The following is a 25,870-nucleotide window of genomic DNA, read 5'->3' on the forward strand; positions in this document are numbered from 1 at the left end:
TTGCTGGTTCCGACGCCCGATGCGAAACCCGACGCGGCGGACCTTTGTGCTATCCGACCGTACCCACCGCCGGGCCGAACGGTGTGTACCTGGCCGTTCACCTCCCGTCGACCGATGCCGAACCGAGATGTGCGCCATCCCTCACCCCACCGACGGGCCCCCGCGTCCTACCATCCGTGGATGAGTGAAGCGCGGGCGAGCGAGTCGGGGTTCCCCATCAAGGGTGTGTACACGGCCACGGACCTCCCCCCGGAGCTGGACTCCCGCCTGGGCGAGCCGGGTCGTTACCCGTACGCCCGGGGGGTCTACCCGACGATGTACACCTCCCGGCCGTGGACGATGCGGCAGTACGCCGGCTTCGGCACCGCCACGGAGTCCAACGCGCGCTACCACCAGCTGCTGAAGGCCGGCACCATGGGCCTGTCGGTCGCCTTCGACCTGCCCACCCAGATGGGGTACGACTCCGACGACGCCATCGCGCACGGCGAGGTGGGCAAGGTCGGGGTGGCGATCGACTCCATCGAGGACATGCGGCTGCTCTTCGACGGCATCCCGCTGGACAAGGTCTCCACCTCGATGACCATCAACGCGCCCGGCTCGGTGCTGCTGCTGCTCTACCAGCTCGTCGCCGAGGAGAACGGCCTGTCCGGCTCGGCGCTCAACGGCACCATCCAGAACGACATCCTCAAGGAGTACATCGCCCGGGGGACGTACATCTTCCCGCCGAAACCGTCGCTGCGGCTGGTCGCCGACACCTTCGCGTACTGCCGCAAGGAGGTGCCGAAGTGGAACACCATCTCCATCTCCGGCTACCACATGGCGGAGGCCGGTGCGACGCCCGCGCAGGAGATCGCGTTCACCCTGGCCAACGGGGTGGAGTACGTCCGGGCCGCACTGGCCGCCGGGCTGGCGGTGGACGACTTCGCCCCCCGGCTGTCGTTCTTCTTCGTGGCCCGCACCACCCTGCTGGAGGAGGTCGCGAAGTTCCGGGCCGCCAGGCGGATCTGGGCCCGGCTGCTGCGCGACGACTTCGGCGCGAAGGACCCGAAGTCGATGATGCTGCGGTTCCACACCCAGACGGCGGGGGTGCAGCTCACCGCCCAGCAGCCCGAGGTGAACCTGGTCCGGGTGGCGGTCCAGGGGCTCGCCGCGGTGCTCGGCGGCACCCAGTCGCTGCACACCAACAGCTTCGACGAGGCGATCGCGCTGCCCACCGAGAAGGCCGCCCGGCTGGCGCTGCGCACCCAGCAGGTGCTGGCGTACGAGACGGACCTGACCGCCACCGTCGACCCGTTCGCCGGGTCGTACGTGGTGGAGGCGATGACCGCCGAGATCGAGGCGGCGGTCAACGACCTGATGGACCGGGTCTTCGACCACGGTTCGGCGGTGGACGCGATCGAGGCCGGGTTCCAGAAGCGGGAGATCGAGCAGTCGGCGTACCGGTTCGCCCAGCAGATCGACGCGGGGGAGCGGGTCGTGGTCGGGCTGAACCGCTTCCAGATCGACACCGAGGAGCCGTACGAGCCGCTGCGGGTGGACCCGACGATCGAGGCGACCCAGGCGGAGCGGCTGGCCCGGCTACGGGCCGAGCGGGACGGCGCGACGGTCGAACGGGCCCTGGCCGAGCTGCGGGCCGCCGCCGAGGGCGACGAGAACGTGCTCTACCCGATGAAGGAGGCGCTGCGGGCCCGCGCCACGGTGGGCGAGGTCTGCGGCACGCTGCGCCAGGTCTGGGGGACGTACCGTCCGAGCGACCGCTTCTGATCTTCGGGCCGACTGCTGCGGTCCCGGTCGGTGCGCTGCCCGTGGCCCGGCGGACGGTCCGACCCCCGACGCTGACCCGGACGGCGACCTCCGCCGGTGGTCCGCTGCCGGCAGGGGGCGCCGTCGTCGTCCGGTCGGGGCCGCTAGGGGTCGCCGGGCGAGGTGGGTGGGGCTACCGTCGGTGACAACCTGGCGGTGGTGTGCCGGTCGGATCGCCCGGATCGCGGGCGGTCCGCGTGGTCGGGGCGTGCGATGCGTGGTTCCTGGGTAAACCCGAAGGGGTGAACGGGACGGACAGCATGTCCGGGCGTGCCCGGAGGCGGCGTGTCACCGTCGGGGATCGGCTGCTCACCCAGGGGCGTCGGCTAATTGTCGGACGGGCGGCCAACCGGTGCGACCAATGCGACAATTCGGATACGACGGCCCCGGATCGACGCCGATTTCGCGACCGCCCAATCGGTTACGCGTTGTAGGAGGTGGGGGGCAGATGACGGCGTCCGACCGCGATCTACCTGCTGTCCCGCAGATATTCGAGCCCTCCCACCAGGGCTTACGTGACGCTGTGCGCTCTGATCGCTACCATAACGAGGTTGCGCAGCGTCACCATCGGAGGTCTAGGCTGTCTGCTGTCCTCCCCGAAGATCCATCCATTTCTAGTGATCGAGAATTCGACGTGACGAGTGCGTTGACGCTGCCGAACGGCAGCCAGCTGGCGTCGTCCTGGCCGGAGGCGCCGTCCGGGTCCCAGCCCCTGCCCCACGATCTGGATCACCTGCTCGCGCTGCGGGTACCCGGTCTGATCGCCACCCGCCGCCACCTCCACTCCCACCCGGAACTGTCCGGGGAGGAGTTCGAGACGGCGGCGCTGATCGCCCGGGAACTCACCCTCGCCGGGTTGCACCCCCGACTGCTGCCCAAGGGCAACGGGGTGATCTGCGACATCGACGGGCGGCCGGACGGCCCGGTCGTCGCGCTCCGCGCCGACATCGACGCGTTGCCGCTGACCGACCCCAAGGACGTCCCCTACCGGTCCACCGTGGAGGGGGTCTGCCACGCCTGCGGCCACGACGTGCACACCGCGGTGCTGCTCGGCGTCGGCATGATGCTGGCCCAGCTCGCCGACGCCGGCCAGCTCGACGGCCGGGTCCGGCTCATCTTCCAGCCGGCCGAGGAGATCCTGCCCTGCGGCTCGCTGGAGGTCATCGAGGCCGGTGGGCTGGAGGACGTCGTCCAGATCTTCGCCCTGCACTGCGACCCCAACCAGCCGGTGGGGAAGGTGGGGCTGCGGGTCGGCCCGATCACCGCGGCGGCCGACAACGTCACCGTGAAACTCACCGGGCCCGGCGGGCACACCGCCCGCCCGCACCTGACCGTCGACCTGGTCGACGCGCTCGGCCGCCTGGTCACCGAGGTTCCGTCCCTGGTCAACCGCCGGGTGCCGGCCAACAGCGGGCTGCTGCTGGTGTTCGGCCACGCCTCGGCCGGCACCCGGTACAACGTCATCCCGTCCGAGGCGTGTGCGGCCGGCACCCTGCGGGTGATGGACCGCGACACCTGGGAGCGGGCCCCCCAGATCGTCGCTCAGGTCGTCCGGGACGTCCTCGCGCCCACCGGCGCCACCGTCGACCTGGAATACCTGCGCGGCCGGCCGCCGGTCAGCAACGACGCCCGCGCCATCGGCATCCTCACCGCCGCCACCGCCGCCGCGCTCGGCCCGGAGGGGATCGCGGAGACCCCGCAGAGCATGGGCGGCGAGGACTTCTCCTGGTATCTCGAACACGTCCCCGGCGCGCTGGCCCGGCTCGGCGTCGGCCGGGTCGGTGGCCCCACCGTCGACCTGCACCGCGCGTCGTTCGACGTCGACGAGCGGGCCATCCCGGTCGGGGTGCGGCTCATGGTGCAGACCGCGTTGCGGGCACTGGCGGCGGTCCGCTAGGCACCGGCGGGTGGCCCCCGCCGCCGCCCGGTCCCACCGGCGGGTGGCCCCCGCCGACCGGTCCCGTCGGCGGCGCGGGCCGCCGCTGGCGGCGTCGCCGACGCAGCAGCACCACGGCCACCGTCACGGGCAGCCCGATGAGCAGCAGCCAGGGCAGCAACGCCCCCAGCACGGTGAGCAGCACGCCCATCGAGGCGAGGAAGACGGTCCAGCCGCCGCGCAGGCCCACCATGAAACCGGTCCGGTCCTCCTCCTGCTCGTCGTCGGCCGTCGAGGCGTCCCGGCCGACGAAGGTCACCGTGACCGTGGAGAGCGCGGTCAGGTCGGCCAGCCGACGCTTCTTCGCCTCCAGCGAGGCCAGATCCGCCTCCCGGCGGCTCACCTCGTTCTCCAGGGAGACCAGCTCGGGCACCGTGTCGGCCCGCGCCAGCAGCCGGCGGGCACTGTCCACCCGGGCCCGCTGGGTGATGATCCGGGCGTCCAGGTCGACCGTCTCCTCGGTGACGTCCTGGGTACGGATCTCGCGGCGCTGCTGCCGCCCGTAGGTGGCCAGCTCGTCGACGAGCGCGGTGAACTTCGCCGCCGGCACCCGCAGCTCCAGTTCCGCCTGCGCGGACGCCGAGACGCTGCGCCGCTGGTCCCCACCGACGAACCCGCCGCTGGCGGTGACCGCCTCCACCGCCCGCCGGGCCGCCGCCTCGACGTCGTCCACCTGCACCCGCATCGTTCCGGTGTAGATGATCGCCCGCTGGTCGACCCGTAGGTCAGGGGCGCCCGTGCCGGCCTGCCCCGCCGCCGCGTCCCGGTCCGGTGCCGCGCCGCCCGGTGCCCCCTGGACCGGTGCCTTCTCGGCCGGCGCCGAGCCGGCCGAATCGCCGCCCCGGTCGTTCGCCCCGCACCCGGCCAGCAGCAGCGCCGCCAACCCCATCGCCGCCAGGGCCCGCGCCCCGGCTCTCGCCGTCCTCAGTGTCATCCCCGCTCCCGTCGTCGTCCGTCCCCCGGTTCCGGGGCGATAGCTCGGACGCGGCGCACGGCCGCCCCGGTTCCGGCAGACTGCGCTGAGGACATCACGATTCGATATTCGAGGAGTCACGATGCGGCTCACCAAGTACACGCACTCCTGCCTCCGCATCGAACGCGACGGGGCGGTGCTGGTCGTCGACCCCGGCGTGTTCAGCGAGGCGGCGGCGCTGGACGGGGCGGACGCGGTGCTGGTCACCCACGAACATCCCGACCACCTCGACGTGGCCGCGCTCACCCGCCGGCTGGACCGGGAACCGCTCCCGGTGTACGGGCCGGCCGCCCTCGGCGCGGTCCTCGGCGACGCGGCGCAGGCGCTCACCCCGGTCGCCCCGGGCGACACGTTCACCGTCGCCGGCATCCCGGTCCGCGCCGTCGGCGGCCGGCACGCCGTCATCCACCCCGACATCCCGGTGGTGGAGAACGTCGGTTACCTGTTCGACGGCACGGTCTACCACCCCGGCGACGCGCTGCACGTCCCCACCGACGTCGAGGTGCAGACGCTCTTCGCCCCGATCCACGCGCCCTGGTCGAAGTTCTCCGAGGTGGTCGACTTCATCCGGGCGGTCGCCCCGCGCCGGGCGTACGCCCTGCACGACGCGCTGCTCAACGACAACGGCTACGGCGTGCTCGACAGGCAGTACACGGCGCTGTCCCGGACCGACTACCAGCGGCTGGAGCCGGGCAGCCGGATCGACGCCTGACCCGTGGCCGTCGACGAGTCCGAGCTGGCCCGGCAGCTCTACCGCACCCCGCCCGACCGGTTCGTCGCCGCCCGGGACGCCGCCGTCGCCGAGGCCCGCCAAGCCGGTGACCCGGCCACCGCCCGGCGGATCGCCGGCTGGAAACGGCCCACGGTGGCGGCCTGGCTGGTGAACCTCCTCGCCCTGGACCGTCCCGACCTGGTCGCCGATCTCGGGCCGCTGGCCGAGGCGCTGCGCACCGCCCAGCGTGACCTCAGGGGCCCCCGGCTGCGGGAACTCTCCGCCCAGCGGCGGGAACTGGTCGCCGCCCTGGTCACCGAGGTACGCCGGATCGCCGCTGACCTTCCCGACGCGCCGCCCGCCGCCCGGCTCCCGCTGGCCGAGGTCGAGGCCACCCTGCACGCGGCGCTCGCCGACACTGCGGTCGCCGAGCAGGTCCGCACCGGACGGCTGCTGAAGGCGGTGCACCACTCCGGCTTCGGCGAGGTGCCCCGCCCACAGCTCCGACTGGTCACCGGCGGCGGGGAGGCGGCTGCCGGCGGCGGGGCGGAGCGTGCCGGTGCCCGGGCGGCGGGCGGCGTACCGCAGCGGGAGGCCGACCGGGGCGGGGCGCGCCGGGCCCGGGACGCGCAGGTGGCGGCGCGGGCCGCCCGGGCCGAACAGGCCAAGCACCGCCGGGCCCTGGACCGGGAACTGGCGGCGGCGCGGGCCGCCCAGCGGCGGGCCGAACGGGACCTGGACGGCACGACGACGGCCGAGCGGGACAGCGCCGCGGCGCTCGACCGGATCGAGGGTGAACTGGCCGAACTGGAGCGCCGTCGGGCCGTCGCCGAACAGGAGCTGAGCCGGGCGAAACTGGCCCGCCGGGCGGCCGAGCGGACGCTCACCGCGGCCCGTCGCCGCACCGGTGAGGTCGAGGGCGCGATCGAGGCGGTGGACGCCGAGGAGGCGGACCCCACGGCGGGCGGTGAGGAGGCAGACTGAACGCGATGAATGCGTGTCGCGGGCGTGCGGGATGACGCCGGAACAGGTGGCCGCCGGGAGCAAACCCGCCGTGCTGGAGCTGGGGGAGTTGTTCAGCCGTTGCCCGGGGACCCTGCGCCGGGCCAGGACGATGGGCATCCCGGGCTGGGCGTTCTATGTCACCGGGCGGGCCGGCGCGCTGGGCGACATCCGGGCCGAGACGGTGGTGGCGGCGCTCGGCTTCCTCGCCCCGGAGGCGGTCGCCGACGGATGGGACACCGCCGTCCGGGTGGTCCGGCCGCTGGAGGTGGCCACCGCCCACCTGACCGAGTGCTGCCGGTGGGGCGCCCAGCATCTCGACGACCTGCCCGGCACACCCCGGCTGACCGCCCTGCTGGAACGGGTGGTGGCCGCGGCCGACGCGACGGGCATGCCGCTGTTCGCCGCCTGGCGGGCGATGCCGCTGCCCGCGCACGCCGAGGGCGCCCGGGCCGCCGTGGCCCTCCTGCTGCTGCGGGAACACTTCACCGGGGCCTACCTGCTCGCCGTGCGGGCCGCCGGGATGACCCCGCTGGAGGCGGTGCTGGCCGGGCCGGAGGGGGAGGCCGGGGCGGCGGCGTGCGGGTGGTCCCCGCCGTACCCGCCGGTCGGGCCACTGGTGCGGCGTCGACTCTGGGCCGAGGCGGTGACCGACCGGTTGGTCTCGGCCGGCTTCCGGGCGCTGCGCCCGGCCGAGGGCCGGGAGCTGATCGAGTTGCTCACCGACGTGCGGGCCCGGCTGCGCGCCGACGCGGACGGCTGACCCGCCCACCGGGCCCGGTCCGAGGGGCCCGCCGGCGCGCTGAGCCGGCGCCCGGTCCCGGACCGGCGTGACCGGGCCGGTGGCCCGGAAAATCGGCGGCGGGGCGGCGGGCGGGCTGCCAGGATCTGCGGCGTGACGCTCCCCGCCGGCTGGACCGCCCGCCGTCCCACCCTCGACGACGTGCCCGCGCTGCTCGCCGTGGTGCACGCCGCCGACACGTTCGCCATCGGCCACCCCGACTTCGACGCCGACGACGTCCGGGCCGCGCTGACCGCGCCGTTCTTCGACCCGCAGCGCGACTCCTGGCTGCTGACCGATCCTGGCCGGCAGGTGGTCGGCTGGAGCCTGGTCGACAACCCGACCGGGGTGGGCCGCGAACACGTCGACGTCTTCGTCGACCCGGACCGCGCGACGGAGCTGCGTGCCGTGCTGCTCGACCGGATGCTGCACCGGGTCGCCGAACGTGCCACCGAGCGGGGCCGGCCCGCGCTGACCGTCCGCGCCGCCGTCTGCGCGCCGGAGACCCGCTGGGCCGGCGAGCTGACCGCCGCCGGGTTCACCCGGGCCAAACGGTACGTGCGGATGAGCCGGTCGCTGGCCGACCTGCCCGCCGAGCCGCCACCCCCGCCCGGGGTGACCGTCCGGCCACTGCGGGCCGGTGACGAGGCCGACCTGCGGCTGTTCCACCACATCCACGACACCGCCTTCCGGGACACCCCGGACTACGAGCCGGCCGGGTTCGAGGGCTGGCGGGACCGGCTCACCGACGGTGGGCGGGTCTGGGACGAGTGGTTCCTCGCCGAGGTCGACGGCGAGCCGGCCGGCGCGCTCAACTCGTCGGACCAGGCACTGGACCAGGACATGGGCTGGGTGCGCACGCTGTCGGTGCTGCCCGCGTACCGGCGGCGCGGGGTGGGGGCGGCGCTGCTGCGGCGGGCGTTCGCGGTGTACGCGGCCAAGGGTCGGGGCCACGCCGGGCTCGGCTTCGACCTGGCCAACCCGACCACCCCGGTCACCCTCTACCGCGCGGTCGGGCTGCGCGAGACCCGCTGGATCGACCTGTACGAGCGGAGCGTGCCCGCCGCCTGAGCGGACCGCCCCCGGTGCGGGGCGGCTGCCGTCGGCCGGCCCGGTGTGTGCAGGGTGACGCCCGCCGGGGTCGCCGTCGGGTGGCCCCGCCGCCGGGAGCACACTGGACCGGTGCGATACGCGTTACGCCGAGGCGGTGCCGGTGGGGCGGGACCGCAGCTCGGAGACGTAGTCGTCGGGCGCGCCCGCCTTCTCGGCGGCGTTGGCGATCTCCGACAGGTACCAGGCGGTCGGCAGGCCACCCTCGTAGCCGTCGAAGACGTACACCCAGGCGGTCACGTCCCCGTCCAGCGTCGAGACCCGCACGGTGAGCTTGCGGTACGTGCCGGCGGTGACGCCCTCCAACTCGTCGAGCTGGGCGGCGTCGTACGGGTCGATGTCGTACAGCGCCACGAAGACCCGGTCGCCCGGGGACTCGACCACGGTGCTGACGGACCCCTCCCAGCCGATCACGTCCTCACCGGCGAAGGTCAGCCGCCACCCCTCCAGCCAGCCGACGCCCACCATGGGCGAATGCGGGCAGTAGGCCCGCATCCGGGCGGGGTCCAGGTTTGAGCCGTAGGCCGCGTAGTGACGCACGGCGATGACGATAGCCCGGCGGACGGGTGGGGGAGAATACGACAGTGCGTGTCGGACGGGTTCGGGAGAAGAAAGTCACTGTGAGCACCGAGGAAGGGCGAGGGCTGTGAGCCACATCGTGATCATCGGCGGGGGGCCGGCCGGCTACGAGGCGGCCCTGGTCGCCGCCCAGCTGGACGCCGACGTCACCGTGGTGGAGGCCGAGGGCGCCGGGGGGGCCTGCGTGCTCTCCGACTGCGTCCCGTCGAAGACCTTCATCGCCAGCTCGGAGGTGGTGACCGGCTACCGGGACACCGAGGAGTTCGGCATCCACTCCGACGGGCTGGAGGCGGTCACGGTCGACGCGCGGGCCGTGCACGCGCGGGTGAAGCGGCTCGCCCTGGCCCAGTCCGCCGACATCCACACCAAACTGATCAAGGCGGGTGTGACCTTCGTCGCGGGTACCGCCCGGATCGGCGAGGACACTCTCGGTCACACCCATCGGGTCGTCGTCACCCCCGCCGACGGTGGCGGGGAGTACACGATCGATGCCTCCACCGTGCTGGTGGCCACCGGTGCCACCCCGCGTCAGCTCCCCACCGCGCTGCCCGACGGGGAGCGCATCCTCACCTGGCGGCAGGTGTACGACCTGCCCGAGCTGCCCGCCCACCTGATCGTGGTGGGTTCCGGCGTCACCGGGGCCGAGTTCGCCAGCGCCTACCTGGCGATGGGGGTCGAGGTGACCCTGGTGTCCAGCCGGGACCGGGTGATGCCGCACGAGGACGCCGACGCGGCGATGGCCATCGAGCACGTCTTCCGCAGCCGGGGCATGACCATCCTCAACAACTCCCGGGCGGACGCGGTCCGACGCGTCGGCGACGGCGTCGAGGTGGTCCTCTCCGACGGTCGGGTGGTGACCGGTTCGCACGCCCTGATCGCCGTCGGCTCCATCCCGAACACCGCCGACCTCGGCCTCGCCGAGTACGGCGTCGAGCTGGCCAAGGGCGGTTACGTCACCGTCGACCGGGTGTCGCGTACCAACGTCCCCGGCATCTACGCCGCCGGCGACTGCACCGGGGTCCTGCCGCTGGCCAGCGTGGCCGCCATGCAGGGCCGGATCGCGATGTGGCACGCCCTCGGCGAGGCGGTCCGGCCACTGCGGCTGCGTACCGTCGCCGCGAACGTCTTCACCGATCCGGAGTTGGCCACCGTCGGCGTCTCCCAGGACGAGGCGGACGCCGGCCGTACCCTGGCCCGTCAGGTGATGCTGCCGCTGACCGGCAACGCCCGCGCCAAGATGGACGACCTGGCCGACGGGTTCGTCAAGTTGTTCTGCCGCCCGTCCACCGGCCAGGTGGTCGGCGGCGTGGTGGTGGCCCCCAAGGCCAGTGAGCTGATCCTGCCGATCACCATGGCGATCGAGAACAACCTCACCGTCAACGAACTGGCCCAGACCATCACGATCTACCCGAGCCTGTCCGGTTCGATCACCGAGGCCGCCCGCCAGCTCATGCTCCACGAACTCGAATGACCCCTGGCCCGGGTCGGACGCCGGTCGTGGCCCACATGGGCCGATGTAGCGGTATCGGAATGGCGGGATGCCGCTGAAGCGGTGACACAGCCACCGTCGGTGACCGCGTGGCTGCGCATACCAGGGTGGTGCGCCGCCCGCCGCACGGCGGCTGCCGCCCAGCGCGGCCGGCGGGAGGGGGTCGGCGAAGCGGAGGGCGTCGGCGTACCGTTGGGTACGCGCGGCCCCCACACCGTCAGGTCCCCCGTTCCTGACGAGTGGGCCGCCGAGGGTCGCCGGCAGGTCCCGTGCCGGCGACCCTCCCCCTTGTCAGCTGACCGGAACGAGGGCCGGCCACCCGGCCCCCACCGTCAGACTCCCCGACGATCACCCTGCCCCGTTGCCGGCCGCCGATACGGTGCCCGGCATGACCCCCCGCCACCTCACCGCGCTCACCGCCGCCGTGCTCCTGCTGGCCGGCTGCGGCGGCGACCCCGAGCCGACCGCCGCACCCACGCCTGCCGCGACCAGCCGTGCCCCGCTGCCCCCGCCCCTGCTCGTGCGCGGCACCTTCACCCTGGAGCAGTCGACCTTCACCTGGTCCGAGAAGAACCGAATCTGTGCGGGCGTGGGCGGCCACGACGACATCGCGCGCGGCACCCGGGTCATCATCACCGACGCTGCCGGTGTGCACCTCGCCGTCGGCAAGCTGGACGTCGGGCAGCCCGTCATCGACCCGACCGACGCTACCCGGGCCACCTCCTGCCTGTTCCCCTTCACGATCTCTGGAGTGCCCAGCGGCAAGGGCATCTACGGGGTGCAGGTGTCCCGTCGTGACAAGGTCCAGTTCGACGAGGTCGACCTGGGGAAGCCCATCAGCCTCGGCGTGACCTGACCCCGGACGCACCGCGGCCCCGCCCTCCACCAGGGAGAGCGCGGCCGCTTGCTGCTTGGTCGGCGCCGGCCGGAGAAAATGCGGTCGCCCCGGCGTAGCGGAGGTCGTACGGTGACGGCATGCGCAGTGCCGTGGTGACCACGACGCCGGGAGATCCCGGCGTGCCGCACTGACGTCTTCCGTCGACGAGGCCCCGGGCGATCCGCCCGGGGCCTCGTGGCGTTCCGGGCACGGTCGCCTCCGGCTCGTACCCGATCAAGGAGCGCGACATGATCGACCACCGTAGGCTCGGCCGCGAACTGGACCTGTTCGTCTCCGACCCGCTGGCGGGCGCCGGGCTGCCGATCTGGCTGCCGGCCGGCGCGGCGGCCCGGCACGCCGTCGAGGAGTACGTCCGCGAGTTGGAGCGTCGGGCCGGCTACCAGCACGTGTACTCGCCACCGCTGGGCAGGCGCGAGCTGTTCGCCCTGTCCGGGCACCTCGGTCACTTCGCCGACGAGATGTTCCCGCCGATGCGGCTGGGCGACGACGAGTTGCTGCTCCGGCCGGCGCTCTGCCCGCACCACGCGCTGGTCTACCGGGCCCGGGGCCGCTCCTACCGGGAGCTGCCGCTACGGGTCGGCGAGCTGGGCGGAATGTACCGGGCGGAGCGGTCCGGGGTGCTCGGCGGCCTGGCCCGGGTGCGGGCGATCTCGCTCAACGACGCGCACAACTTCTGCACCCTCGACCAGGTCGGCGACGAGGTTCGGGAGATCCTGCGGCTGATCCGCCAGGCGCACGCCGCGCTCGGCGTCCGCCCGGCCGGGTTCCGGTTGTCGCTGCGCGGGCCGGGCGCGAGGTACGTCGGGGACGACGCGTCCTGGGCGCGCGCCGAGGAGCTGCTCCGGGCCGCCCTCGACGGCGTGGACCACGTGGAGGCCCCCGGCGAGGCCGCGTTCTACGGCCCGAAGATCGACATCCAGGTGGTCGACGCGGCCGGCCGGGAGTCCACCATCTCCACCGTGCAGCTCGACTTCGACAAGCCGGAGAAGTTCGACCTGTCGTACACCGATGCGGCAGGTGCCCAGCAACGGCCGGTGCTGGTGCACCGCAGCCTGGTCGGGAGCATGGAGCGGCTGTTCGCCTACCTGATCGAGGCGCACCAGGGTGCCTTCCCGCCCTGGTACGCCCCGGTGCAGCTGCTGCTCCTGCCGGTCGACGCCGGGCAGGCCGACGCGGTGGACCGGTTGGCCCGGCGGGCGGTCGACGCCGGCCTGCGGGTGGCGGTGGACGCGGGCGGTTCGCTGGGTTCCCGGGTCCGCGACGCGACCCACCGCCGGGTGCCGTACGTCGGGGTGGTCGGGGCCCGGGAGGCGGCCGACGACACGGTCGCCCTGCGGCTGCGCGACGGCCGCAGCCTCGACCCGATGCCGGCGGCGGACGCGGTGCGGCTGATCGGCGCGGTGGTGGCGGCCCGCTCGGCGGAGCTGCTCCCGGCCGACTGACGGTGCGAGGGCCGGGGGACGATGCCCCCGGCCCCCGCACCGGTCCGTCACTCAGCCCCGGGCCGGTGCCGCCGCTGCCGGCGCGACCTCGTCGTCGACCACCGCCGCGGCGAACTGTGCCTGGTAGAGCCGGTGGTACGCGCCCCGCGCGGCGAGCAGTTGCTGGTGGGTGCCCTGCTCGACGATCCGCCCGTTCTCCATCATCAGGATGAGGTGGGCGTCGCGGATGGTGGACAGCCGGTGGGCGATGACGAAGCTGGTCCGGTCCGACCGCAGCGCCGCCATCGCCCGTTGCAGCAGCACCTCGGTACGGGTGTCCACCGAGCTGGTCGCCTCGTCGAGGATCAGCAGCGACGGCTCCGCCAGGAACGCCCGCGCGATGGTGATGAGCTGCTTCTCACCGGCGCTGACGTTGCTGCCCTCCTCGTCGATGACGGTGTCGTACCCGTCGGGGAGGCTACGGACGAACCGGTCCACGAAGGTGGCCCGCGCGGCGGCGAGGATCTCCTCCTCGGTGGCGTCCGGCCGGCCGTAGGCGATGTTGTCCCGGATGGTGCCGCCGAACAGCCAGGTGTCCTGGAGCACCATGCCGATCCGGCCGCGCAGGTCGTCGCGGCGCAGCGTGGTGATGTCCACCCCGTCGAGGGTGATCCGCCCGGAGTCCAGCTCGTAGAAGCGCATCACCAGGTTGACCAGTGTGGTCTTGCCGGCGCCGGTCGGGCCGACGATGGCCACGGTGTGACCGGGTTCGGCGACCAGGGACAGGTCGTCGATCAGCGGGGTGTCCGGGTCGTACCGGAAGGAGATGTTCTCGAACTCGACCCGGCCGTGCGGTACGTCGACCCGGGCCGGGGTGGCCGGGTCGGGGCTCTGCTCGTCGGCGTCGAGCACGGCGAACACCCGCTCGGCGGAGGCCACCCCGGACTGGAGCAGGTTCGCCATCGAGGCGACCTGGGTCAGCGGCTGGGTGAACTGCCGCGAGTACTGGATGAATGCCTGCACGTCACCGAGGCTCATCGCCCCGGAGGCCACCCGCAGTCCACCGACCACCGCGATCGCCACGTAGCTGAGGTTCCCGACGAACATCATCGCCGGCATGATGATCCCGGAGATGAACTGGGCACCGAAGCTGGCCCGGAACAGTTGCTCGTTCTTGGCGTGGAAGGTGGCCTCCACCTCCGGCGAGCGACCGAAGACCTTGACCAGTTCGTGGCCGGTGAACGCCTCCTCGATCTGGCCGTTCAGCTCACCGGTGTGGGTCCACTGGGCGATGAACTTCTGCTGCGACCGCTTGGCGATCTGCTGCGTCACGATCACCGACAGCGGCACCGCGACGAGCGCGACCAGCGCCAGCAGCGGCGAGATCCAGAACATCATCGCCAGCACGCCGACCACGGTCAGCAGCGAGGTGAGCAGTTGGCTCAGCGTCTGCGACAGGGTCTGCGAGATGTTGTCGATGTCGTTGGTGACCCGGCTGAGCAGCTCACCGCGCGGCTGTCGGTCGAAGTAGGGCAGCGGCAGCCGGTTGAGTTTCTCCTCCACCTCGGCACGCAGCCGCAGCACGGTGGCCTGTACGACCCCGTTGAGCAGCCAGCCCTGCCACCACATCAGCAGGCTGGCGGCCACGTACAGGCCGAGGGCGAACAGCAGCGTCCGGCCGAGGGCGTCGAAGTCGATGCCCACCCCGGGGACCACGTCCATCCGGGCGACCATATCGGCGAGGTTGTCGTTGCCGGCGGCCCGCATCCCGGACACCGCCTGGTCGACGGTGGCACCTGGGGGAAGCTGCCGGCCGATCACCCCGGCGAAGATGATGTCGGTGGCGTGGCCGAGGATCTTCGGCCCGATCACGCTGAACCCGACGCTGGTCACCGCCAGGGCGATGATGCCGGTCAACGTCACCCGGTGCGGTCGCAGCCGGCCGAGCAGCCGGCGGGCCGACGGCCCGAAGTTCATCGACTTCTCCGCCGGCATGCCGGCGCTCATCCACGGCGGCCCACCACCGCGCCGGCCGGCCGCCGGCAGCCGCTCCGGCGTGGTCGCCTCCGGGGCCTTCTTCTGCTCGGGTACGGCGGTCATGCCGGCACCCCCGCCGTCTGCTGCGACGCCACGATCTCGGCGTACGTCGGGCAGCTGTCGAGCAGCTCGTCGTGTCGGCCCATCCCGACCACGCCTCCGTCCTCCAACACGATGATCTGGTCGGCGTCGACGATCGTGGAGACCCGCTGGGCCACGATCACCACGGCCGCGTCGGCGGTGACCGGCCGCAGCGCGGCTCGCAACCGGGCGTCGGTGCCCAGGTCGAGCGCCGAGAACGAGTCGTCGAACAGGTAGATCTCCGGCTTACGGACGAGCGCCCGCGCGATGGCGAGGCGTTGCCGCTGCCCACCGGAGACGTTCGTGCCGCCCTGCGCGATCGCCGCGTCCAGGCCGCCGGGCATCTGGGCCACGAAGTCGCGGGCCTGGGCGATCTCCAACGCCGTCCACAGTTCCTCGTCGGTGGCGTCGGGGTTGCCGTAGCGCAGGTTGCTCGCCACCGTGCCGGTGAACAGGTACGGCTTCTGCGGCACCAGGCCGATCCGCCGCCACAGCTCCTCCGGGGCCAGCTCGCGGACGTCGACCCCGTCGACCAGCACCGTGCCGGCGGTCGGGTCGACCAGCCGGGGGATCAGGGTCAGCAGGGTGGTCTTGCCGGCGCCGGTCGACCCGATCACGGCGGTGGTCCGCCCCGGGGTGGCCCGGAAAGAGATGTCGTGCAGCACCGGCGCGCTGGCCCCCGGGTACTGGAAGGCGACGCCGCGCAGTTCCAGCTCCCCGTGGCCGTCGACCCGGGTGACCGGGTTGGCTGCCGGGACCACCGAGGACTCGGTGTCCAGCACCTCGGTGACGCGTTCGGCGCAGACCGCCGCGCGCGGCACCATCATCAGCATGAAGGTGGCCATCATGACGGCCATCAGGATCTGCATCAGGTACGCCAGGAAGGCGGTCAGCGCGCCGATCTGGATCTGCCCGGAGTCGACCCGTTGGGCGCCGAACCACAGCACGGCGACGCTGGAGACGTTGAGCACCAGCATCACCACCGGGAAGATCAGCGCCATCAGCCGGCCGACCCGCAGGGCGGTGGCGGTCAGGTCGGCGTTGGCCACCCCGAACCGCTGCGTCTCGTACGGCTCGCGGACGAACGCCCGGACCACCCGGATGCCGGTGATCTGCTCGCGGAGCACCCGGTTGACCGTGTCGATGCGGGTCTGCATGAGCCGGAACCCGGGCACCATCTGGCGGATGACCAGGCCGAGCGCGACGGCGAGCACCGGCACGCTGACCAGCATCAGCCAGGACAGGCCGATGTCCTCCCGCAGCGCCATCACCACCCCGCCGACGCTCATGATCGGCGCGGCGACCAGCATGGTGCAGCTCATCAGCACGAGCATCTGCACCTGTTGCACGTCGTTGGTGTTGCGGGTGATCAGCGAGGGCGCGCCGAAGCGGGCCACCTCGCGGGCGGAGAACCGGTTGACCTGCCCGAAGATCGCCGCGCGGACGTCCCGGCCGAAGGCCATCGCGGTCCGTGCGCCGAAGTAGACAGCCGTCACCGCGCAGGCGATCTGGACCAGGCTGACCAGCAGCATCCAACCGCCGGTACGGATGATGTAGTCGGTGTCGCCCCGGGCCACCCCTAGGTCGATGATGTCGGCGTTGAGGCTCGGCAGGTAGAGCGAGGCCATCGTGCCGACGAACTGGAGCAGCACCACCGCGCCCAGCGGCCGGTGGTAGGGCCGCAGGTAGCGGCGCAGCAGGCTGATCAGCACGGATGGCTCCCGGGCCTCGGGTGGTCGGTCGTTTCCTGGCGCTGTGTTGACAACCTCTTGTCCTCCCCGTCGGACATGGTCGTGATGACCTCGATCAGGAAATCCCGGATCACCTCGCGTCGGGCCGGGTCGGCGTCGACGGAGGTGAGCGGGGTGTCGGTGCGCATCCGGTCGACCAGGGTGCGGGTGTGTTCCCGTCCCTTGTCGGTCAGCGCCAGTCGTACGCTGCGCCGGTCGGCGTCGTCGCGGCGACGCTCGACGAAGCCGTCCCGTTCGAGGGTGTCGACGATCCCGGTGAGGGTGGCCGGCCGGACGAAGCAGCGGTCGGCGACGTCCCGGTGGGTGGCGTCGTCGAGGTGGTTCAGGGTGAACAGCACCCGCATCCCGGCCGGGGTCAGGCCGTGGTGTTCGGCAAGGTAACGACCCCAGTGCTGGTCGACGAGGTGGCCGGCGACCGACAGCAGCCGCCCGAGCGGCACGTCACGGAGCACGGCGGGAAAGACGACAAGTGGTTCCCTCTGCACGCTGAGTATGTTAGCCCCCAAACCGTCAGGGGCCAAACAGAACGGTCAGGGCGGTGCCGACGTACACGATCTGCATCGCCGTACGCGTGCCGAGCGGGGTGACCGGGCGGCCCGCCAGGGTCAGGCGTCGCCGGGCCGCCGAGACGTTCGCGGGGAACATCGCCACCAGCAGCAGCGCCAGCCCGGCGGCGGTCGGACGGGCGGTGGCCGGGATCAGCAACCCGGCCGCGCCGGCCAACTCCAACACCCCGGTGACCGTGACCAGCGTGCCGGGGCGGGGCAGTCGGGGCGGGACCATGGCGATCAGGTCCTCCCGACGGGGTGGGACGAAATGGGCTGAACCGGTCATGATGAACAGTAGTGCCAGCCCGACGCGGAGTGCGGGGTGCCAGCCGTCGAGCGCGTCCACGCCGGCCAGTCCGGCCAGGCGTGCGACGGCGGTGCCGACGATCAGGGCGATAAACGGAACCACGAATACCTCCTCGGCGCAAATCTTTATCCTGACAAGATTTGATCGCCGATGGTCTTCTTGTCAATGCAAAGTTATCCTGGTGTCATGACCGTCACCCGGCCCTACCACCACGGCGACCTGCCCCGCGTCCTGCTCGCGGCGGCGGTGACGGCGATCGAGGAAGCCGGGCCGGCGGCCCTGAGCCTGCGCGACCTCGCCCGCCGTACCGGCGTCTCCCACGCCGCCCCGACCCACCACTTCGGCGACAAGGCGGGGCTGCTCACCGCGCTCGCCGTCGAGGGGTTCGACCTGCTCGCCGCCGCCCTGACCGCAGCCGGCGACGACCTGCTCGACGTGGGCGTGGCGTACGTGGACTTCGCCGTCCGCCACCGGGCGCACTTCGAGGTGATGTTCCGACCCGACCTCTACCGGGCCGACGCCCCCGAGGTCCGGGCCGCCCGGGAACGGGCCGGCGCGGCGCTGCACAGCGGCGTGGCGACGCTACCGCCGGACCGGGCCGAGCCGGGCGAGGCGCGCACGGACGCGCTGGCCGCCTGGTCGATCGTGCACGGCTTCGCCACCCTCTGGCTCTCCGGCGCGCTACCCCCCGACGTCGAGTCCGACCCCCGCACCGCCGCCCGCACCGTCATCCGCCGCCTCTTCCCCCGACTCTGACCCCCACCGATCTTCCCGCCCACCTCCCTCCCCCTCCGCGTCTCGCCCCCGCCCCTCGCCTCGCCTCGCCTCGCTCTCCGCCTCGCCTGCTCCCCGCCTCGCCCCGGTGATCAAGAGGTTCGCGTCAGATCAGAGCGGTGATCTGACGCGAACCTCTTGATCACCGACGTCCCCGGGCTGGCTACGGCGGTGATCAAGAGGAAAGGTCAGCTGGCGGGGCGCGGATGACGTAAACCTCTTGATCACCGAGGCGGGGCGGGGGCAGGGATGGGGACAGAGGCAGGGCACGGGGGCGGGGCGGGCGCAGGGAAGGCGGACAGAGGGAGGAGTTACCAGCTGGTGGGGAGGGGCATGCCTTCGGTGTAGCCGGCGTGACTCTGGACCCCGACGAGGGCGCGCTCGTGGAACTCGTCCAGGGTGCGGGCGCCGGCGTAGGTGCAGGCGCTGCGTACGCCGGAGACGATCTCGTCGATCAGATCCTCGACGCCGGGGCGGGCCGGGTCCAGGTACATCCGGGCGGTGGAGATGCCCTCCTCGAAGATCGCCTTGCGGGCCCGGTCGAAGGCGCTGTCCTCGGCGGTCCGGGCGCTGACCGCCCGCGACGAGGCCATCCCGAAGCTCTCCTTGTAGCGTCGCCCGTCCGGCTCGGTGTAGAGGTCGCCCGGCGACTCGTAGGTGCCGGCGAACCAGGAGCCCACCATCACGTTGGACGCCCCGGCGGCCAGCGCCAGCGCCACGTCCCGGGGGTGGCGTACCCCGCCGTCGGCCCAGACGTGCCGGCCGAGGGCCCGGGCCGCCGCCGCGCAGTCCAGCACGGCGGAGAACTGCGGCCGGCCGACCCCGGTCATCATCCGGGTGGTGCACATCGCCCCCGGACCCACCCCGACCTTGACGATGTCCGCGCCCGCCTCGACCAGGTCGCGTACCCCCTCGGCGGTGACCACGTTGCCGGCCGCCACCGGGACCGGGGGGTCGAGCTTGCGGACCGCCCGCAGCGCGGACATCATCCGTTCCTGGTGCCCGTGCGCGGTGTCCACCACCAGGGTGTCCACCCCCGCCGCGAGCAGCGCCTCGGCCTTGCCGGTGACGTCACCGTTGATACCGACGGCCGCCGCGATACGTAGCCGTCCCCGGTCGTCGACGGCCGGCTTGTAGAGGGTGGCGCGCAGCGCGCCCTGCCGGGTGAGCACCCCGACCAGGCGGCCGTCGCCGTCGACCACCGGGGCCAGTCGCCGCCGTCCCGCGTTGAGCCGCTCGAATCCGGTACGCGGGTCGGCGTCGGCCGGCACGGTGTGCAGTTCGGTCGACATCACGTGTTGGAGCTGGGCGAACCGGTCCACCTCGTGGGTGTCCGCCTCGGTGACCACCCCCACCGGGCGGCCGGCCTCGTCGACCACCACCACCGCGCCGTGCGACTTCTTGGGCAGCAGGTGGATGGCGTCGCCGACGGTGTCGGTGGGGCCCAGCGTGATCGGGGTGTCGTGCACCAGGTGCCGCTGCTTGACCCATTCGACCACGGTGGCGACCACCTCGATCGGGATGTCCTGCGGGATGACCGCGATCGCTCCGCGCCGGGCCACCGTCTCGGCCATCCGGCGGCCGGCCACCGCCGTCATGTTCGCCACCACCAGCGGGATGGTGGTGCCGGTGCCGTCACCGGTGGACAGGTCGACGTCGAGCCGCGAACCCACCTCGGACCGGGCCGGGGCCATGAAGACGTCGTTGTAGGTCAGGTCGTGCGCGGGCACCGCGCCATGAAGGAACCTCACCCGGTCATCATTCCCGCTTCCGGCCCGTCCCGCCGTAGTCGGTGGCTCACACCACCCTGCCCCTGCGGGCGTACGGCTCAGGAGATGGTGCAGATCGTCGCGCCGGCGGTGAGCACCGCGCCGACCTCGGCGGCCAGCCCGGCGACCGTGCCCGCCCGGTGGGCGTGCAACGGCTGCTCCATCTTCATCGCCTCCAGGACGACGACCAGGTCCCCCTCGGCGACGGTGTCCCCGTCCGCGACGGCGATCTTGACGATGGTGCCCTGCATGGGGGAGGTGAGCGCGTCGCCGCTGACCGCCGTAGCCGTGCCGGTGCCGCCGCCGCGACGGGCCGGCCTGCGGGCGGCGGGGGCGGCGGTGGTCGTACCCCTGGTGAGGCCGGCGGGGAGGGTGACCTCCAGCCGCTTGCCGCCCACCTCGACCACGACGGTCTCGCGCGCCGCAGACTCCTCGGCGGGGCCGGCGGTCGGGGTGAACGCCGGGACGGTGTTGTCGAACTCGGTCTCGATCCACCGGGTGTGCACGGTGAACGGCTCGGTGGTGAACGCCGGGTCCCGTACGACGAGGCGGTGGAACGGCAGCGCGGTGGCCATCCCTTCGACGACCATCTCGTCGAGCACCCGGCGGGCCCGCTCGATCGCCTCGGCGCGGGTCTCGCCGGTGACGATCACCTTGGCCAGCAGCGAGTCGAAGTTGCCGCCGATCACGTCGCCCGCGCTCACCCCGGTGTCGACCCGGACGCCGGGGCCGGTGGGCAGGCGCAGCGCGGTGATGGTGCCGGGGGCGGGGAGGAAGTTGCGGCCGGGGTCCTCGCCGTTGATCCGGAACTCGATGGCGTGCCCGCGCGGGGTCGGGTCCCCGGTGAACCGCAGTTTCTCGCCGTCGGCGATCCGGAACTGCTCGCGGACCAGGTCGACGCCGGCGGTCTCCTCGGTGACCGGGTGCTCCACCTGGAGCCGGGTGTTGACCTCCAGGAAGGAGATGGTGCCGTCCGCGCCGACCAGGTATTCCACCGTGCCCGCGCCGTGGTAGCCGGCCTCCCGGCAGATCGCCTTGGCGCTGTCGTGGATCTGGCGGCGCTGGGCGTCGGTGAGGAACGGCGCGGGGGCCTCCTCCACCAGCTTCTGGTGCCGTCGTTGCAGGGAGCAGTCCCTGGTGCCGACGACGATGACGTTGCCGTGCCGGTCGGCCAGGACCTGTGCCTCGACGTGCCGGGGCTGGTCGAGGTAGCGCTCGACGAAGCACTCGCCGCGACCGAACGCGGCGACCGCCTCCCGGGTGGCCGACTCGAACAGGTGCGGGATCTCCTCCAGGGCGCGGGCCACCTTGAGGCCCCGCCCGCCGCCGCCGAAGGCGGCCTTGATGGCGACCGGCAGGCCGTGTTCGACGGCGAAGGCGGTCACCTCGTCGGCGTCGGCGACCGGATCGGCGGTGCCGGGGACCAGGGGCGCGCCGGCCCGCTGGGCGATGTGCCGGGCGGTGACCTTGTCACCGAGGTCGCGAATCGCCTGCGGGGTCGGGCCGATCCAGGTCAGGCCCGCGTCCAGCACGGCCTGGGCGAAGTCGGCGTTCTCGGAGAGGAAGCCGTAACCGGGGTGTACGGCGTCCGCGCCGGCCCGCCGGGCCACCTCGATCAGCTTGTCGATCCGCAGGTAGCTGTCGGCGGCGGTGTCACCACCGAGGGCGTACGCCTCGTCGGCGAGGGTGGCGTGCAGGGCGTCCCGGTCGGAGTCGGCGTAGACGGCGACGCTGCCCAGACCCGCGTCGCGACAGGCCCGGACGACACGGACGGCGATCTCGCCACGGTTCGCGATGAGTACCTTGCGCACCTGGTGCTCCTCCCGGGGTCGTTGCCTGGGGAGTGTATCGGCAGCCCGGAGACCCCCTAACGATCACTCAGTGTGGGATGTCGCACTGTGGGCCCGGTCGACTAGTCAAACTTGGTTATTACGCTTGTGCCGTGTCTGCGACTCGGTTGATGATCCTGGGGCTGGTCCGGTGGATGCAGCCCGTGCACGGCTACGACGTACGCCGCGAGCTGTTGAGCTGGAGTGCCGACAAGTGGGCGAACGTGCAGCCCGGCTCGATCTATCACGCGTTGCGCAAGCTGACCGAGGAGGGACTGTTACGGACGGTCGCCACCGAGCAGGTGGGTGCCCGTCCGGCGCGCACCACGTACGAGGTGACGCCCAAGGGGGACGAGGAGTTCGAGACGTTGCTGCGGGCGCAGTGGTGGCAGCTGCACGAGGTGCCCGACCCGTTCACGGCGGCCTTCTCGTTCCTGCCGGCGATGCCCCGCGAGGAGGCGGCGGCGGCGCTGCGCAACCGGGCGAACCTGCTGCGCGCCGGTGTCGAGTCGATGCGTGCCTCGTTGGACTCCGACTGGATGCGCAACAGCAGGCCGGTGCACGTGACCTGGATGTTCGAGCTGTGGCTGGCCCGGGCCGAGGCGGAGATGGCGTGGTGCGGACGGATCGCCGAGCGGATCGAGGCGGGGGTGTCGTACCTGCCTGCTGGGGTGACGGGGACGGAGGGCTGGTCCGGCTGGACCGATGGCGGTCGGCCGCGCGGCACGGCCGACGGCGGTCCGCCGCGTGACAAGAAAAGCAATAATCAAAGTTGACTAAAAGAGCTATATCGCGTTAGCCTGCTTCCGGCCCGTTGGCGGGAGCGCGCCACATGGCGTCACGGGGGCAGACGACGGCCGGCACCACCCGGCCCGGACGACCAGGAGCAGAGATGATCGAGACCAGGGGGCTGCGGAAGTCGTTCCGCTCCCGGCAGGGTCGGGAGACGAAAACGGTCGACGCCGTCCGGGGGGTGAACCTCCAGGTCCCGGCGGGAGAGATCTTCGGCTTCCTCGGCCCCAACGGCGCCGGCAAGACCACCACCCTGCGGATGCTCGCCACGCTCATCGAGCCGGACGGCGGTGAGGCCACCATCGCCGGCGCCGACCTGCGCAAGGACCCGGCCGAGGTGCGCCGCCGGATCGGCTACGTCGCCCAGGGCGGCAGCACCTGGGACGAGTGCACCGCCCGCGAGGAACTCGTCCTGCACGCCCGGATGTACGGCATCGGCAAGGCCGACGCGCACCGTCGCGCCGTCCGCGCCCTGGAGGCCTTCCAGCTCACCGAGTACGCCGACCGCAAGTGCAAGACCTACTCCGGCGGCCAGCGGCGACGGGTGGAGATCGCCCTCGGCATCATCCACGAGCCGAAGATCGTCTTCCTGGACGAGCCGACCACCGGCCTCGACCCGCAGAGCCGCGCGCACATGTGGGACGAGATCCGCCGGCTGCGTACCGAGGGGATGACGGTCTTCATCACCACCCACTACCTCGACGAGGCCGACGCGCTCTGCGACCGGATCGCGATCATGGACCACGGCGAGGTGGTCGCCGAGGGCACCCCGGCCGAGCTGAAGCGGGAGATCTCCGGCGACGTCGTGCTGGTCGGCCTGGACGTGGCGAGCTCCCCGCAGGCCGCCCAGCTGCTCGACGGCGAGGAGTACCTCAACAAGCTGGAGACCGTCGACGAGGGCGGGTTGCGCCTCTACGTCGACGAGGGCGCCACCGCCATCCCGCAGATCCTGCGCCGGCTCGACCACGCCGGGCTGGTCATGAGTTCCATCGAGCTGCACCGTCCCAGCCTCGACGACGTCTTCCTCACCAAGACCGGCCGCTCGCTGCGCGAGTCCTGAGACACCGGAGACCACGGATGAAATTCGCCCGCGACACCTGGCTGATCTTCCAACGCCAACTCCAACTGCTGCTGCGCAATCCGGTCTGGGTCTTCGTCGGCGTCTTCCAGCCGGTGATGTACCTGCTGCTCTTCGCCCCGCTGCTCAAGCCGGCGCTGAACGCGCCCACCCAGGCCGCCGCGTACAAGATCTTCGTACCCGGTCTGCTGGTGCTGCTTGCCATCTTCGGCGGGCTGTTCCAGGGCTTCGGCCTGATCGCCGAGCTGCGCGCCGGGGTCATCGAGCGATCCCGGGTCACCCCGATCAGCCGGCTCGCCCTGCTGCTCGGCCGCTCCCTGCGCGACGTCGTCTCGCTGATCGTGCAGGCGGTCATCATCACCCTGCTGGCGCTCCTGTTCGACCTGCGGGTCTTCATCGGGGACCTGCTCCTGGCGTACCTGATGCTGGCCCTGATCGCACTGATGACCTCGGCCGTCTCGTACGGCGTCGCACTCAAGGTCAAGAGCGAGGACGCGCTCGCCCCGCTGATGAACACCGTGGCCCAGCCCGTGCTGCTGCTCTCCGGCATCCTGCTGCCGCTCACCTTCGCCCCCGGCTGGCTCCAGGGGGTCGCCGAGTGGAACCCGTTCTCCTGGGCGGTCGACGGCACCCGGGCGCTGTTCGCCGGCGACCTCGCCAACGACAAGGTGTGGCAGGGGCTGGCCATCATCGCGGTGCTCGCCGCCGCGGGCGTCTTCTGGGCGGCCCGCCAGTTCGCCCGCAGCGTCCGCTGATCGCCCGCTGAGGGGCGGTCGCCACGGCAACCGGCTCGGCTCAATAGTCGCCGATGTAGCGGTGTCGACGCTCGCCGACACCGCTACATCGGCGCACTTGAGGTGACCTTGGCGTCGGTGCCCGTCAGCGCACCCGGGCGAGGGTGACGCCGTCGGCGAGAGGCAGCAGCACCGCGTCGACGCGTACGTCGGCAAGCACCTCGTCGTTGAAGGCGGCGATCGCCCGGTCGGCCTCGTCGCGCGGGGCGAGCACCCGGCCGGCGCGCAGCGTGTTGTCGACCGCGATCACCCCGCCGGCCCGCATCCGGGGCACCAGCTCCGCCCAGTACACCGGATAGCCGACCTTGTCGGCGTCGATGAAGGCGAAGTCCAGGTGACGCTCGTGCGGCAGCTCCCGCAGCGTCTCGGCGGCCGGGCCGATCCGCAACTCGATCCGGTCGGCCACCCCCGCCCGCTGCCAGTACGACCGCGCGATGCCGGTGAACTCCTCCGAGATGTCGAAGCAGGTCAACCGGCCGTCCTCGGGCAGCCCCCGGGCGATCGCCAGCGACGACAGCCCGGTGAACGTGCCCACCTCGACAGCCTGCCGTACGCCCAGCAACCGGGTCAGGAAGGTGAGGAAGGCCGCCTGCTCCGGCGCCACCTGCATCTCGGCGTGCGCCGGCAGCACCGCCCGGGTCTCCTCCGCCAGGTCACGGATGATCTCGTCAGGCGGAGAACCGTGGGCGACGATGTAGGCCTGTAGTTCCGGCGTCAGCGGCAACGGCTTCGTGGTCATGACCGGACGTTAGCCGAGCGACTCGACCTCCTGGGCTCCCGGCGCGACCTTCGTCCACAGGTCCGTGATGCTCAGCCCCAGATCGTGCAGGAGCCGACGGAGCAGCGGCAACGACAACCCGACCACCGTGCCCGGATCACCCTCGATCCCGGTCAGGAACGCCCCACCCAACCCGTCGATGGTGAACGCGCCGGCCACCGCCAACGGCTCGCCCGTGGCCACGTACGCCGCGATCTCCGCATCGGTGACGTCGGCGAAGTGCACGACCGTCGAGGCCACCGCCCCGACCCGCGATTCGTGCCCCACGTCGACCAGGTAGTGGCCGGTGTGCAGCACCCCGCTGCGTCCGCGCATCCGCTCCCAACGGCGGGTCGCGTCGGCGGCGTCCGCCGGCTTGCCGAGGATCTCACCGTCGAACGCGAGCACCGAGTCACAGCCCAACACGAGCGTCCGCTCGTCCGGAGTGGAACGCAGCCGGTCGGCGACGGCCCGCGACTTGCGCCGGGCCAACTCCAGGCACAGATCCTCGGCCCGTTCCGCAACCACCAGGGATTCGTCGACACCGCTGACCAGCACGTCGGGTTCGATCCCGGCAGCCTGGAGCAACTTGCGGCGGGCGGGGCTCTGCGAGGCGAGCACGAGACGGAGCGGCAGAGAGTTCGACACG

23 protein-coding genes are annotated in these 25,870 nt (G+C 72.4%); 13 read left to right on the plus strand and 10 right to left on the minus strand.

The annotated features are described in order from the left end of the window. Positions 1-180: 180 nt before the first annotated feature. Together Q2K16_RS25460 and Q2K16_RS25465 are read left to right on the plus strand one after the other, a co-directional pair. Positions 181-1,764, plus strand: a complete 1,584-nt coding sequence (locus Q2K16_RS25460; RefSeq protein WP_302740694.1) for an acyl-CoA mutase large subunit family protein — start codon at positions 181-183, stop codon at positions 1,762-1,764. 673 nt (positions 1,765-2,437) lie between these two features. Beyond that, positions 2,438-3,700 (plus strand): amidohydrolase, encoded by a 1,263-nt coding sequence (locus tag Q2K16_RS25465; protein WP_302740695.1) that lies wholly within the window; start codon positions 2,438-2,440, stop codon positions 3,698-3,700. On the opposite strand, the gene Q2K16_RS25470 is transcribed toward Q2K16_RS25465, so the two are convergent. Then, positions 3,657-4,673 (minus strand): DUF4349 domain-containing protein, encoded by a 1,017-nt coding sequence (locus Q2K16_RS25470; RefSeq protein ID WP_302740696.1) that lies wholly within the window; start codon positions 4,671-4,673, stop codon positions 3,657-3,659. The two genes, Q2K16_RS25465 and Q2K16_RS25470, sit on opposite strands and share 44 nt — an antisense overlap. Positions 4,674-4,794: 121 nt before the next feature. On the opposite strand from Q2K16_RS25470, the gene Q2K16_RS25475 reads away from it, so the two are divergent. The 4 genes from Q2K16_RS25475 to Q2K16_RS25490 all read left to right on the plus strand — a co-directional run bounded on the left by Q2K16_RS25475 (position 4,795) and on the right by Q2K16_RS25490 (position 8,278). After that, positions 4,795-5,424 (plus strand): MBL fold metallo-hydrolase, encoded by a 630-nt coding sequence (locus Q2K16_RS25475; protein WP_302740697.1) that lies wholly within the window; start codon positions 4,795-4,797, stop codon positions 5,422-5,424. Between the two features lie 3 nt (positions 5,425-5,427). Then, the gene (locus tag Q2K16_RS25480) at positions 5,428-6,408 is read left to right on the plus strand and encodes a hypothetical protein (RefSeq protein ID WP_302740698.1); all 981 of its coding nucleotides are present in this window, start codon (positions 5,428-5,430) and stop codon (positions 6,406-6,408) included. A gap of 31 nt (positions 6,409-6,439) precedes the next feature. After that, positions 6,440-7,189, plus strand: coding sequence for an SCO6745 family protein (locus Q2K16_RS25485; protein ID WP_302740699.1), 750 nt, complete (start codon positions 6,440-6,442; stop codon positions 7,187-7,189). 132 nt (positions 7,190-7,321) lie between these two features. Then, positions 7,322-8,278 carry a GNAT family N-acetyltransferase gene (locus Q2K16_RS25490; RefSeq protein WP_302740700.1) on the plus strand — a complete coding sequence of 319 codons (957 nt, stop codon included), beginning with the start codon at positions 7,322-7,324 and terminating at the stop codon, positions 8,276-8,278. 123 nt (positions 8,279-8,401) lie between these two features. On the opposite strand, the gene Q2K16_RS25495 is transcribed toward Q2K16_RS25490, so the two are convergent. Then, entirely contained in the window at positions 8,402-8,857 is a 456-nt protein-coding gene (locus Q2K16_RS25495) for a gamma-glutamylcyclotransferase (RefSeq protein WP_067304651.1), read from the minus strand. Between the two features lie 106 nt (positions 8,858-8,963). On the opposite strand from Q2K16_RS25495, the gene Q2K16_RS25500 reads away from it, so the two are divergent. From Q2K16_RS25500 to thrS, 3 genes are all read left to right on the plus strand, one after another. Beyond that, a complete protein-coding gene (locus tag Q2K16_RS25500) occupies positions 8,964-10,367 on the plus strand; it encodes an NAD(P)H-quinone dehydrogenase (protein WP_302740701.1) in 1,404 nt (467 codons plus the stop codon). 406 nt (positions 10,368-10,773) lie between these two features. Beyond that, the gene (locus Q2K16_RS25505) at positions 10,774-11,241 is read left to right on the plus strand and encodes a hypothetical protein (RefSeq protein ID WP_302740702.1); all 468 of its coding nucleotides are present in this window, start codon (positions 10,774-10,776) and stop codon (positions 11,239-11,241) included. Between the two features lie 269 nt (positions 11,242-11,510). Further along, the gene (gene thrS / locus Q2K16_RS25510; RefSeq protein WP_302740703.1) at positions 11,511-12,725 is read left to right on the plus strand and encodes a threonine--tRNA ligase; all 1,215 of its coding nucleotides are present in this window, start codon (positions 11,511-11,513) and stop codon (positions 12,723-12,725) included. A 51-nt stretch (positions 12,726-12,776) separates the two neighbouring features. Here thrS and Q2K16_RS25515 read toward each other — a convergent pair whose 3' ends face one another. The 4 genes from Q2K16_RS25515 to Q2K16_RS25530 are packed head-to-tail and all read right to left on the minus strand — an operon-like array spanning position 12,777 to position 17,530. Further along, a complete protein-coding gene (locus tag Q2K16_RS25515) occupies positions 12,777-14,804 on the minus strand; it encodes an ABC transporter ATP-binding protein (RefSeq protein WP_302740704.1) in 2,028 nt (675 codons plus the stop codon). Beyond that, positions 14,801-16,534, minus strand: a complete 1,734-nt coding sequence (locus tag Q2K16_RS25520; RefSeq protein WP_302740705.1) for an ABC transporter ATP-binding protein — start codon at positions 16,532-16,534, stop codon at positions 14,801-14,803. The genes Q2K16_RS25515 and Q2K16_RS25520 overlap by 4 nt, the downstream gene beginning before the upstream one ends. Beyond that, the gene (locus Q2K16_RS25525; protein ID WP_302740706.1) at positions 16,528-17,058 is read right to left on the minus strand and encodes a MarR family winged helix-turn-helix transcriptional regulator; all 531 of its coding nucleotides are present in this window, start codon (positions 17,056-17,058) and stop codon (positions 16,528-16,530) included. The genes Q2K16_RS25520 and Q2K16_RS25525 overlap by 7 nt, the downstream gene beginning before the upstream one ends. A 25-nt stretch (positions 17,059-17,083) precedes the next feature. Beyond that, positions 17,084-17,530: a DoxX family protein gene (locus tag Q2K16_RS25530; protein WP_302740707.1), complete on the minus strand. Its 447-nt coding sequence runs from the start codon at positions 17,528-17,530 to the stop codon at positions 17,084-17,086. Between the two features lie 84 nt (positions 17,531-17,614). Between Q2K16_RS25530 and Q2K16_RS25535 the strand changes: the two genes are divergently transcribed. After that, on the plus strand, positions 17,615-18,184 hold the full coding sequence (locus Q2K16_RS25535) for a TetR/AcrR family transcriptional regulator (protein WP_302740708.1): 570 nt from the start codon (positions 17,615-17,617) through the stop codon (positions 18,182-18,184). A gap of 329 nt (positions 18,185-18,513) precedes the next feature. Here Q2K16_RS25535 and Q2K16_RS25540 read toward each other — a convergent pair whose 3' ends face one another. Together Q2K16_RS25540 and Q2K16_RS25545 are read right to left on the minus strand one after the other, a co-directional pair. Beyond that, positions 18,514-19,953: a GuaB1 family IMP dehydrogenase-related protein gene (locus Q2K16_RS25540; RefSeq protein ID WP_302740709.1), complete on the minus strand. Its 1,440-nt coding sequence runs from the start codon at positions 19,951-19,953 to the stop codon at positions 18,514-18,516. Positions 19,954-20,030: 77 nt separating this feature from the next. Further along, on the minus strand, positions 20,031-21,782 hold the full coding sequence (locus Q2K16_RS25545) for an acetyl/propionyl/methylcrotonyl-CoA carboxylase subunit alpha (protein WP_302740710.1): 1,752 nt from the start codon (positions 21,780-21,782) through the stop codon (positions 20,031-20,033). 131 nt (positions 21,783-21,913) lie between these two features. On the opposite strand from Q2K16_RS25545, the gene Q2K16_RS25550 reads away from it, so the two are divergent. The 3 genes from Q2K16_RS25550 to Q2K16_RS25560 all read left to right on the plus strand — a co-directional run bounded on the left by Q2K16_RS25550 (position 21,914) and on the right by Q2K16_RS25560 (position 24,425). Then, complete coding sequence (locus Q2K16_RS25550; RefSeq protein WP_302740711.1) at positions 21,914-22,576, plus strand: PadR family transcriptional regulator; 663 nt, start codon at positions 21,914-21,916, stop codon at positions 22,574-22,576. A 116-nt stretch (positions 22,577-22,692) separates the two neighbouring features. Then, positions 22,693-23,652, plus strand: coding sequence for an ATP-binding cassette domain-containing protein (locus Q2K16_RS25555; protein WP_302740712.1), 960 nt, complete (start codon positions 22,693-22,695; stop codon positions 23,650-23,652). Between the two features lie 17 nt (positions 23,653-23,669). Beyond that, entirely contained in the window at positions 23,670-24,425 is a 756-nt protein-coding gene (locus tag Q2K16_RS25560) for an ABC transporter permease (RefSeq protein WP_145917889.1), read from the plus strand. A gap of 124 nt (positions 24,426-24,549) precedes the next feature. Here Q2K16_RS25560 and Q2K16_RS25565 read toward each other — a convergent pair whose 3' ends face one another. After that, positions 24,550-25,203, minus strand: a complete 654-nt coding sequence (locus tag Q2K16_RS25565) for an O-methyltransferase (RefSeq protein WP_145917890.1) — start codon at positions 25,201-25,203, stop codon at positions 24,550-24,552. A gap of 9 nt (positions 25,204-25,212) precedes the next feature. Beyond that, positions 25,213-25,869, minus strand: a complete 657-nt coding sequence (locus Q2K16_RS25570; RefSeq protein ID WP_302740713.1) for a Maf family protein — start codon at positions 25,867-25,869, stop codon at positions 25,213-25,215. Between the last annotated feature and the right edge of the window lies 1 nt (position 25,870).

Source organism: Micromonospora cynarisoli (genome assembly GCF_030518815.1).
Lineage (GTDB): Bacteria > Actinomycetota > Actinomycetes > Mycobacteriales > Micromonosporaceae > Micromonospora > Micromonospora wenchangensis.

Bases quoted from the DNA above. Each gene is read 5' to 3' on its own strand.
- Q2K16_RS25535 (WP_302740708.1), top strand. From the start codon at position 17,615: ATGACCGTCACCCGGCCCTACCACCACGGCGACCTGCCCCGCGTCCTG.
- Q2K16_RS25515 (WP_302740704.1), bottom strand. From the start codon at position 14,804: ATGACCGCCGTACCCGAGCAGAAGAAGGCCCCGGAGGCGACCACGCCG.
- Q2K16_RS25460 (WP_302740694.1), top strand. From the start codon at position 181: ATGAGTGAAGCGCGGGCGAGCGAGTCGGGGTTCCCCATCAAGGGTGTG.
- Q2K16_RS25475 (WP_302740697.1), top strand. From the start codon at position 4,795: ATGCGGCTCACCAAGTACACGCACTCCTGCCTCCGCATCGAACGCGAC.
- thrS (WP_302740703.1), top strand. From the start codon at position 11,511: ATGATCGACCACCGTAGGCTCGGCCGCGAACTGGACCTGTTCGTCTCC.
- Q2K16_RS25470 (WP_302740696.1), bottom strand. From the start codon at position 4,673: ATGACACTGAGGACGGCGAGAGCCGGGGCGCGGGCCCTGGCGGCGATG.
- Q2K16_RS25565 (WP_145917890.1), bottom strand. From the start codon at position 25,203: ATGACCACGAAGCCGTTGCCGCTGACGCCGGAACTACAGGCCTACATC.
- Q2K16_RS25555 (WP_302740712.1), top strand. From the start codon at position 22,693: ATGATCGAGACCAGGGGGCTGCGGAAGTCGTTCCGCTCCCGGCAGGGT.
- Q2K16_RS25485 (WP_302740699.1), top strand. From the start codon at position 6,440: ATGACGCCGGAACAGGTGGCCGCCGGGAGCAAACCCGCCGTGCTGGAG.
- Q2K16_RS25560 (WP_145917889.1), top strand. From the start codon at position 23,670: ATGAAATTCGCCCGCGACACCTGGCTGATCTTCCAACGCCAACTCCAA.
- Q2K16_RS25505 (WP_302740702.1), top strand. From the start codon at position 10,774: ATGACCCCCCGCCACCTCACCGCGCTCACCGCCGCCGTGCTCCTGCTG.